Genomic DNA, 9,008 nt, shown 5'->3' on the forward strand with positions numbered 1-9,008 from the left:
TACTGGTCGCATGGACCCCATTCAGCGTGTCAGCTCGCGTGAGGTGTACCGGAACAAGTGGATGACCGTGCGCGAAGACGCCATCAGGCGAGCCGATGGTTCCGAGGGGATCTACGCCGTCGTCGACAAACCCACCTGCGCCGTGGTGATCCCGTTCGACGGCGCCAGGTTTCACCTGGTCGAGCAGTTCCGCTATCCCCTGGGCGGGCGACGCTGGGAGTTCCCCATGGGCACCGCCCCCGAGCTCGCCGACGTCCCACCGCTCGAACTCGCCGCTCGCGAACTGCGCGAGGAGACCGGGCTGTCAGCCAGGTCGATGACCGATCTCGGCCATACCGACGTCGCCTCCGGGATATCGAGCCAGCGCGGTCGCGTGTTCCTCGCCACGGATCTCACGCAGGGTGAAGCCCAGCGTGAGGTCGAGGAGCAGGACATGCGGACGGCGTGGTTCGAGCGTGACGAGTTCGAAAAGATGATCGCTTCGGGTGACATCACCGACGCGCAGACGCTGGCCGCCTACACGCTCCTGCTGCTGCGCGAGCGCTCCTGATCCTGCTCACGCGTGTGAAATGAAGGACGCTTTCCTTGCGAAATTCGCTATTAAAGCGTCCTTCATCTCATGTGAGGGGCCCTCAGTCCGGCCAGACCGGGGAGCGCTTCTCCAGGAACGCCGCCATGCCCTCACGCGCCCCGGGTAGCTGTGACGCCGACGCCATCACTTCCAGCGCCAGCGCGTAGGCGTCGGCCTCGGGCCGGTCCAGCTGTGCGTAAAGCGTCTGCTTCCCCATGGCCTTGCTCGCCCGGCTGCCCCGCGTCGCGCGCTCCAGCAAGGAAGCGACGGCTTCGTCCAGCGAGTCGTCCGGGACGACGCGGTTCACCAGGCCCCAGTCCAGCGCGGTCGCCGCGTCGACGACGTCGCCGGTGAGTGCCAGTTCCATCAGTCGTTTCCGCCCGATCGAGCGGGCCACCGGCACCGCGGGGGTGTGGCAGAACCAGCCGCCCTTGCCACCCGGCAGGGCGAACCCGGCGGATTCGGCGGCGACGGCGAGATCGCACGAGGCCACCAGCTGGCAGCCGGCGGCGGTCGCGAGGCCGTGCACCCGCGCGACGACGACCTGCGGCACCGACTGCATCGTGCCCATCAGGTCCGTGCACAGCCGCAGCAGCTCGCGCACGCCCATCAGGTCGCGCGCGGCGACGTCGCCGAAGTCGTGTCCCGCCGAGAACACCGGCCCGGCGCCCGCCAGGACGATGCCGGTGGCGTCGGTCTCCCCGGTCTCGCGGAACGCCGCGAGCAGTTCGGCGAGGTGGTCCGCCGACAGCGAGTTCCGCCGCGCGGCGCGGTTCATGGTGATGGTGACGGTGTCGCCGTCCCGCTTCACGAGGATGTGCTCGTACTCGGCCATGCTTCGACGGTAACCGACCGGAACGTCCGGCGATACGAATCGGGGCCGACGCCGAGGTCGGCCCGCAACCGTCGCCGCAGGTTGGCGGCGGTGCCGAGGCCGGACCGCTGCGCGACCCGCTCGACCGGGAGTTCGGTCGTCTCCAGCAGCCGCCGGGCGAGCCGGACCCGTTGCGCGCGCAGCCAGCGTCCCGGTGTGACGCCGGTGGCCGCCGCGAACTCGCGGTGGAAGGTCCGCTCGCTCAGCCCGGCGTGCCCGACGAGGTCGTCGACGCCGATGTCGTCGGCGATCCGCTCGAGCGCCCAGTCCATTGTGGACGACACACTCGGCCGCGACGGCTTGGGTGGCAACGGGTTGTCGACATACTGCCGCTGGCCGCCCTCCCTCGCGGGCGGCATCACCAGCCGCCGGGCGAGCGCGGCCGCGACCTCGGCGCCGTGCTCCCGTCGCACCAGGTGCAGGCAGAGGTCCAGCCCGCCGACGACCCCGGCGGAGGTCAGGACATCGCCATCGTCGGTGAACAGGACGTCACGCTGGACGACGGCGTCGCGAGCGGCGGTTTCGAGGTCGTCCAGCAGCCGCCAGTGCGTCGTGACCGATCGGCCGTCGAGCAGCCCGGCCGCGGCCAGGGTGAAGGCCCCGGAACACAACGATGCCACGGTGATCCCGTTCCGGTGCGCCTTGCGCAGCGCGGCGATGACGGCCGCGGGAACCTCGGCGTGCGGATCGACCCGGCCGGGTACGAGGACGAGGTCACAGCCGTCGAGCCCGCTCAGCCCATGGGTCGCCCCGATCCGGCCGAACGGGTGAGTGGAGACCGCCGCGCGGCTCGGCGAACACAGCCGGACCTCGAAGGGGCCGATACCGCTGTCGGTCCGGTCCACGCCCCAGACCTCGCCGATCACGCCCAGGTCGAAGGACCGGCTGCCCGGCAGCAGGAGCACACCCACGGTTCGCATGGCAGAAAAGTACCGTATCGCGCGTCTTCTGCCGCTCCCCGCCGGTCGCCGCAGGCACGAAACTCGAAGCCATGACCACTGAAAACAAGGCCCTGCTCGTGATCGACGTCCAACGCGGCTTCGACGAGCCGGTCTGGGGACCGCGCAACAACCCCGGCGCGGAAGCCAACATCAAGGCGCTCGTCGACGCCTGGCAGGAACGAGGGCTGCCGATCGTGCTGGTGCATCACGACTCCGTGAAACCCGGGTCGTCGCTGCGGCCCGGCCAGGAGGGCAACCACTTCAAGCCCGAACTCGACGGCGTTCGCGCGGATCTCGTGTTCGGCAAGAAGGTCAACTCGGCCTTCCACGGCGACATCGACCTCGACGGGTGGCTGAAGACGCGCGGCATCACCTCGTTCGTGCTCGCCGGCATCCAGACGAACTTCTGCTGCGAGACCACCGCGCGCGTCGGCGGGAACCTCGGCTACGACGTGACTTTCGCGCTCGACGCCACCTTCACCTTCGACCTCGCCGGGCCGGACGGGAGCGTCCTGACCGCCGACGAACTGGCCAAGGCGACCGCGACGAACCTGCACGGCGGCGGGTTCGCCACGGTCACCTCGACGAAGGAGATCCTGAGCGCGCTTTAGGCGCGGTCGATGACCGCCTTGAGGAACCGCCGCGTCCGATCGTGATCGGGATCGTTGAACAGTTTCTCCGGCGTGGCGTCCTCCAGCACCTGCCCCTGGTCGAACATCATCACCCGATCCGAAACGTCCCGCGCGAACTGCATTTCGTGCGTGACACAGAGGATCGTGATGTCCGTCGACGCCGCGATCTCGCGCAGCACGTGCAACACGTCGGCGACGAGTTCGGGGTCCAGCGCGGAGGTGACCTCGTCCAGCAGCAGCACGTCCGGCCGCATCGCGAGCGCGCGGGCGATCGCGACGCGCTGCTGCTGGCCGCCGGAAAGCCGCGTGGGATGCGCGTCCTTCTTGTCCGTGAGCCCCACCATTTCCAGCAGTGCGACGGCTCGCGCCTCGGCCTCGTCCCGGGAAACGCCGAGCGAGTGGATCGGCGCCTCGGTGATGTTGCGCAGCACGTTCATGTTGGGGAAGAGGTTGAACTGCTGGAACACCATGCCGATCCGCTTGCGCACGGCCCTCAGGTACTTCTCGTCGGCGGGCACCAGTTTCTCGCCGCGCCTCATGTGGCTGAGGTAGTCACCGCAGACCTCGATGGTGCCGCCGTCGACCTTCTCCAAGGTCATCAGCAAGCGCAGGATCGTCGTCTTCCCGGACCCGCTCGGCCCGATCAGCGAGACGAACTCCCCTGGCGCTACGGTGAAATCGAGGTCCCGCAGCACCACGTGGTCGCCGTAGGACTTGACCACCTGCGAGAACCGGATCATCGGGGAATCAACTGTGGGCGGCACGTCGCTCCAACCTTCTCACCAAAATCGAAGCCGGCAGGCTCACCAGCAGGAACAGCACCCCGGCCAGGGTGTAGGGCTCGATGACGCGGAACGTGTCGGCGCCGACCTCCTTCGCCCTCGCCAGGACGTCGACCACGCCGATCGCCAGCAGCAAGGGGGTTTCCTTGAACATCGAGATCGTGTAGTTGCCGAGCGCGGGCAGCACCCGTGGGACCGCTTGCGGGAGCACGACCGCGGTCCACATGCGCGTCCTCGGCAGATTCAGCGCGGTCGCGGCCTCCCACTGTCCTTTCGGGACGGCTTCGATACCGGCACGGTAGACCTCGGCGGCGTAAGTCGCGTAGTGCACGCCGAGTGCCACGACGCCGGTGACGAACGGCGACATGGTGAACCCCGTCAACGGTGGCACGACATAGAAGATCGCGAACACCTGGATCAGCAACGGGGTGCTGCGGACGAACTCGATGAACAGCCGGACCGCTTGTGACAGCACGGGAATCCCCGTCCGGCGGATCAGCGCGAACACCAGTCCGAGCGCGTAGGCGACGACGGAGGCGAGCAGGGTGATCTCGACGGTGACGAGCAGCCCTTCCAGCAGCAGGGGAATCGAATCGAACGCCGCTTCCCAGCTCCAGTCCATCACACACCTCCCGCGGTGGCCGTCATCTTGGCCGGAGCCCGGCCGAGGCGCCGCGCCGCGATCCGTTCCAGCAGCCGCATCCCGCTGGTGATCATGAGCGCGAGCAGCAGATAGAGCACGAGTTCGGTACCGTAGATCCAGCCGATCTCGGCACTGAACACCGGCCGCAGCAGTTCACCTTGACGCGCCATCTCCGGAACGCCGATGAACGACAGCAGGGCGGTGCTCTTCAGCAACTGGATGAAGAGATTGTTGAACGGTGGCAGCATTTCCGCGAACGCCTGCGGCAGGATCACCCGCCGCATCCGCTGGGCGGGGGTCAGGTTGAGCGCGATGGCGCCTTCGAACTGGGCGCGCGGGACCGAGTTCACCGCGCCTCGGACGATCTCCGCGCCGTAGGCCCCGTGGTTGAGTCCCAGCACCAGGATCCCCGCGAACATCGGCACCAGTTGCAGGCCGACCAGTACCGGAAGCACGAAGTACAGCCAGAACAACTGGACGACTTCCGAGGTGCCACGGAAGATCTCGACGTACACGCGGGAAATCCCCCGCACCGCCCGGGACGGCGATCTCAGCGCGAGCCCGGCGATCAGGGAGAGCACCACGGTGAGCGCGATCCCGCCGAGCGCGGCGATGAAGGTCGCTGTCAGTCCACTGAGGACGGTCGTGATGATGTGCGATACCGACGACGACATGACGTCAGCCCCGTTACACCGCGCAGAGTTTCTCGGTGGTGACGTCGGCCTTCGGCAGATTGGCCGCCGAGAAGCCGAATGGCGTCACGATCCTGGTCCATTCGCCACTGTCGTGCAGCTTCTTGAGTTCAGCGTTGAACGCCTCGCGCAGGGGGTTGTCGTCCTTGCGGAAGACGAAGGCACCGGCGGAAACGACCGGCTTGCCGTCCTTGATCGGGTCGAATCCCGGAGTCACTTCCGCCGCGGCGCCCGGGCTCTTCGCGAGGACGTCCTTCAGGGAAATGTCGGTGAGCGCGGCACAGTAGACCCGGCCGTCGGTGACCGCGCGGAGCATGTTGTCCTGCGAATCGAGGGTGACGATCTGATCCTCGGCGACGCCGGAGTCGGTGGCGTAGCCCTTCTCCACGGCGGCCGAGAGCACGGCGACCTTGACCTTCTTCGCCGCGATGTCCTCGAACTTCAGTACCTGCTGCGGATTCCCCTTCGGCACCAGCAAAGCCGTCAGTGCCGAGTAGTCGGGAATCGAGAAGGCCGCGGCGTCGCACCGTTCCTTCTTGATGTTCATCCCGGCCGCGACGACGTCGTACTTCCTGGCGTTGAGCGCGGGAATCAACTGGTCGAAGGAGACCGCTTCGGCCTCGACGTTGTCGATGCCCATGGCCTTGAAGACGGCGCGGGCGACTTCGGGCGCCTCGCCGGTGACCTTGCCGCTTTGGTCCGTGAAACCGTAGGGCGCTTCGTTCGCGATTCCGATCTTGATCTTCTTCGCTTCCTTGGCCGCCTGCAACGCGTCCCCGGAAGACGTCGACGTGCACGCGGACAACAGCACCGGACCGCCGATCGTCACCGCCCCCAGAACCGCGGACCGCCGGAAAAACTCTCGCCTCGACCACTCGCCGTGCACCATAGCGGCACCTCTTTTCGATTAATCGGTTTAATCGAAACGTAGGTGGGTACCTTTGCCCCGGCAATGTGAGCGGCTCACCCACCGGTGGCCGTTACGGGACCGAGATTTACGGTGACTTTATGTGCTCAGGCCGTGGCGCTCCCGCACCAATCCGACAATTCCGTCCATGATGTCGGTGAGTTCGTAGTCCTTGGGCGTGAACACCCTCGCGATCCCGCGCTCCAGAAGAAGTTTTTCGTCGTCGGGCGGGATGATGCCGCCGACGATGACCGGGATGTCGCCCGCGCCTGCGGCCCGCAGCCCGTCCACGACCTGCGGCACGACCTCGAGATGCGAACCCGACAGCACCGAAAGCCCGACCACGTGCACGCCCTCCTGGACGGCGGCCGCGACGATCTGTTCCGGGGTGAGCCGGATGCCCTGATACACCACCTCGAAACCGACGTCGCGCGCCCGAACGGCCACCTGCTCGGCGCCGTTGGAATGTCCGTCGAGACCGGGTTTGCCGACCAGGATCCGCAGGCGCTCACCGATCTCGGTGCTCGTCGCCTTGACCCGCTCCCGGACGCGGCGGATCTCCTCGTTGCCCTCGCCCGCCGCCGCGGACGCGGAAACCCCGGTGGGAGCGCGGTATTCGCCGAACACCTCGCGCAGCGCCCCCGACCACTCGCCGGTGGTGACCCCGGCGCGGGCGCAGTCGATCGTGGCCTCGAACAGGTTCTCCGAGGTCTTCGCGATGGCCTTCAGCTTCTCCAGCGAAGACTCGACGGCCGCGTTGTCGCGCTGTGCCCGCCATTCCTCGATCGCGCTGACGGCCTGCTTCTCGACGGCCGGGTCGATCGTTTCGATCGCCTTGGCACCTTCGGCCTGCAGCGGAGACGGCTCCGTGGTGTCGAATTTGTTGACCCCGACCAGGATCCGCTCGCCGTTCTCCATACCGCGCCGGTACTCGGCGAGAGAGGCGACGAGTTGCGACTTCATGTAGCCGCTCTCGACGGCCGCGACCGCGCCACCGAGATCCTGCACCCGCGCGATCTCCTCACGCGCGCCCGCCATGATCTCGTCGACCTTGGCCTGGATGACGTGCGAGCCGTCGAAGATGTCCTCGTACTCCAGCAGGTCGGTTTCGAACGCCAGCACCTGCTGCATCCGCAGCGCCCACTGCTGATCCCACGGCCGGGGCAGGCCGAGCGCCTCGTTCCAGGCAGGCAACTGGATCGCGCGGGCCCTGGCGCCGCGGGAAAGCGAGACCGCGAGCATTTCCAGCACGATGCGCTGAACGTTGTTCTCCGGCTGAGCCTCGGTGAGTCCCAGCGAGTTGACCTGGACGCCATAGCGCAGCCGCCGCGCCTTGGGATCCGTTACACCATAACGATCCCGCGTGATCTCGTCCCACAGCGCGGTAAACGCGCGCATCTTCGACATCTCTTCGACGAATCGCACGCCGGCGTTGACGAAGAAGGAGATCCGCGCGACCACCTTGGCCATGTCGGCCTGTTCGACCTGGCCGGAATCCCGGACGGCGTCGAGGACGGCGATGGCGGTGCACAGCGCGTACGCGACCTCTTGCGTCGGCGTCGCGCCGGCTTCCTGCAGGTGGTAGCTGCAGATGTTGATCGGGTTCCACTTCGGGACGTGGCGCACCGTCCACGCGATCATGTCGGTGATCAGGCGGAGGCTCGGGCCCGGCGGGAAGATGTAGGTGCCGCGGGAGAGGTATTCCTTGATGATGTCGTTCTGCGTGGTGCCGGTGAGCTTGGCCAGCACCTCGTCCACGTCGCGGCCCTCGGCTTCGGCTTGCTCGCGCGCCACGGAGACGTAAAGCGCCAGCAGCCACATGGCAGGCGCGTTGATCGTCATCGACGTGTTCGCCTCGGCGAGCGGGATGCCGTCGAACAGCCGCCGCATGTCCCCGAGATGCGAGATCGGGACGCCGACCTTGCCGACCTCACCCTTGGAGAGCTGGTGATCCGGGTCGTAGCCGGTCTGTGTCGGCAGATCGAAGGCGACCGAGAGACCCGTCTGGCCCTTGGCGAGGTTGCGTCGGTAAAGCTCGTTGGACGCGGCCGCGGACGAGTGACCGGCGTAGGTCCGCATCACCCAGGGTCGGTCCCGTTCACGATCCGTGGGATAGGGCACGGTGCACCTCCGGCGCTGGACGACCCACCGAGTGTACCGGCCGGTAACATCGGCCGCGCAGTTGTATTGCACACAGTCGGGTCATTCTCGGTGGCTGAATCGAACACAGTCGGGTCATTCTCCGACGGCGTGGTCCTCGGGGGGCCTATTGCGCTGTCGTGCCTCTTCGACGGCTTTCGCCAGCTTCTCGCGCACCTTGCCGACCTCGCTGACCCCGACCAGGATGACCGGGGCCTTCCGGTCCTTGCCATGGCCGGTGCCGTAGTTCGCCGACGCCCACGCCAGCACGCCGAGCCTGCCGAACGTGATCGTCCCGGTCTTGCCGGGCCCCGGGGTGATGACGGGATCGTCCAGCTCCGCCAGCGGCGTGGACTCGTCTTTGCGGCGCACCAGAGAACTGGTCGCGATGACCCGGCCGTCCGTCACCGCGTAAGTGGTCGAGGCGAGCCGGAGGTAGCGGATGAGCGGCCTGCCGACGAGATGGAAGACGCCCGCGACGGTGAGCACGGACCACGCGATCAGGTGGAACGCTGTTTCGTGGTGGTAGAAGAAGAACGCGGTGACGCCACCCAGCCAGAGCAAACCGAACGGGACGTTGAAGTAGTCGCCGGGATTGAAGAGGGGCCTGCGTACCGGGTGCCCGGCCCAGATGACCCGTTCCCCCGGAAGGAGGTCGATCTGCCCCTCGTGCATGCCAAAGCACACTACCCGCGACTCGCACGGGTGACAGTGTCCGTTCGTCGGTTCCCTTCCGGGCCGAACGGACCTAGCGGGGCGACCGCTGGGCCGTCGGTACAGGTGGGTCGTGAGTGGCGATTCGGGTTCTAACCCGAATCGCCACTCAC

General features: G+C 67.3%; 10 protein-coding genes. 2 read left to right on the plus strand and 8 right to left on the minus strand.

Annotation, left to right across the window (positions count from 1 at the left end; all coding sequences use genetic code 11):
* Positions 1–10: 10 nt before the first annotated feature.
* Entirely contained in the window at positions 11–550 is a 540-nt protein-coding gene (locus ACZ54P_RS11440; protein WP_465461403.1) for an NUDIX domain-containing protein, read from the plus strand.
* Positions 551–632: 82 nt separating this feature from the next.
* On the opposite strand, the gene ACZ54P_RS11445 is transcribed toward ACZ54P_RS11440, so the two are convergent.
* Both ACZ54P_RS11445 and ACZ54P_RS11450 read right to left on the minus strand, forming a co-directional pair.
* On the minus strand, positions 633–1,406 hold the full coding sequence (locus tag ACZ54P_RS11445; RefSeq protein WP_465461404.1) for an enoyl-CoA hydratase-related protein: 774 nt from the start codon (positions 1,404–1,406) through the stop codon (positions 633–635).
* Positions 1,379–2,365 (minus strand): GlxA family transcriptional regulator, encoded by a 987-nt coding sequence (locus ACZ54P_RS11450; protein WP_465461405.1) that lies wholly within the window; start codon positions 2,363–2,365, stop codon positions 1,379–1,381. Before ACZ54P_RS11450 ends, ACZ54P_RS11445 begins: the two co-directional genes overlap by 28 nt.
* A 71-nt stretch (positions 2,366–2,436) precedes the next feature.
* Between ACZ54P_RS11450 and ACZ54P_RS11455 the strand changes: the two genes are divergently transcribed.
* Positions 2,437–2,997, plus strand: coding sequence for a cysteine hydrolase family protein (locus tag ACZ54P_RS11455; protein ID WP_465461406.1), 561 nt, complete (start codon positions 2,437–2,439; stop codon positions 2,995–2,997).
* Here ACZ54P_RS11455 and ehuA read toward each other — a convergent pair.
* The 6 genes from ehuA to ACZ54P_RS11485 all read right to left on the minus strand — a co-directional run bounded on the left by ehuA (position 2,994) and on the right by ACZ54P_RS11485 (position 8,856).
* Entirely contained in the window at positions 2,994–3,758 is a 765-nt protein-coding gene (ehuA, locus tag ACZ54P_RS11460; RefSeq protein ID WP_465461463.1) for an ectoine/hydroxyectoine ABC transporter ATP-binding protein EhuA, read from the minus strand. The two genes, ACZ54P_RS11455 and ehuA, sit on opposite strands and share 4 nt — an antisense overlap.
* Positions 3,759–3,765: 7 nt before the next feature.
* Positions 3,766–4,422 carry an ectoine/hydroxyectoine ABC transporter permease subunit EhuD gene (gene ehuD / locus ACZ54P_RS11465; protein ID WP_465461407.1) on the minus strand — a complete coding sequence of 219 codons (657 nt, stop codon included), beginning with the start codon at positions 4,420–4,422 and terminating at the stop codon, positions 3,766–3,768.
* Positions 4,422–5,117 carry an ectoine/hydroxyectoine ABC transporter permease subunit EhuC gene (gene ehuC / locus ACZ54P_RS11470; protein WP_465461408.1) on the minus strand — a complete coding sequence of 232 codons (696 nt, stop codon included), beginning with the start codon at positions 5,115–5,117 and terminating at the stop codon, positions 4,422–4,424. Before ehuC ends, ehuD begins: the two co-directional genes overlap by 1 nt.
* Positions 5,118–5,130: 13 nt before the next feature.
* Positions 5,131–6,024: an ectoine/hydroxyectoine ABC transporter substrate-binding protein EhuB gene (gene ehuB, locus ACZ54P_RS11475; protein ID WP_465461409.1), complete on the minus strand. Its 894-nt coding sequence runs from the start codon at positions 6,022–6,024 to the stop codon at positions 5,131–5,133.
* 117 nt (positions 6,025–6,141) lie between these two features.
* The gene (locus tag ACZ54P_RS11480) at positions 6,142–8,163 is read right to left on the minus strand and encodes a protein meaA (protein ID WP_465461410.1); all 2,022 of its coding nucleotides are present in this window, start codon (positions 8,161–8,163) and stop codon (positions 6,142–6,144) included.
* Between the two features lie 114 nt (positions 8,164–8,277).
* Positions 8,278–8,856 carry a hypothetical protein gene (locus tag ACZ54P_RS11485; RefSeq protein ID WP_465461411.1) on the minus strand — a complete coding sequence of 193 codons (579 nt, stop codon included), beginning with the start codon at positions 8,854–8,856 and terminating at the stop codon, positions 8,278–8,280.
* Between the last annotated feature and the right edge of the window lie 152 nt (positions 8,857–9,008).

It is taken from the genome of Amycolatopsis sp. NPDC034160, from assembly GCF_055575355.1.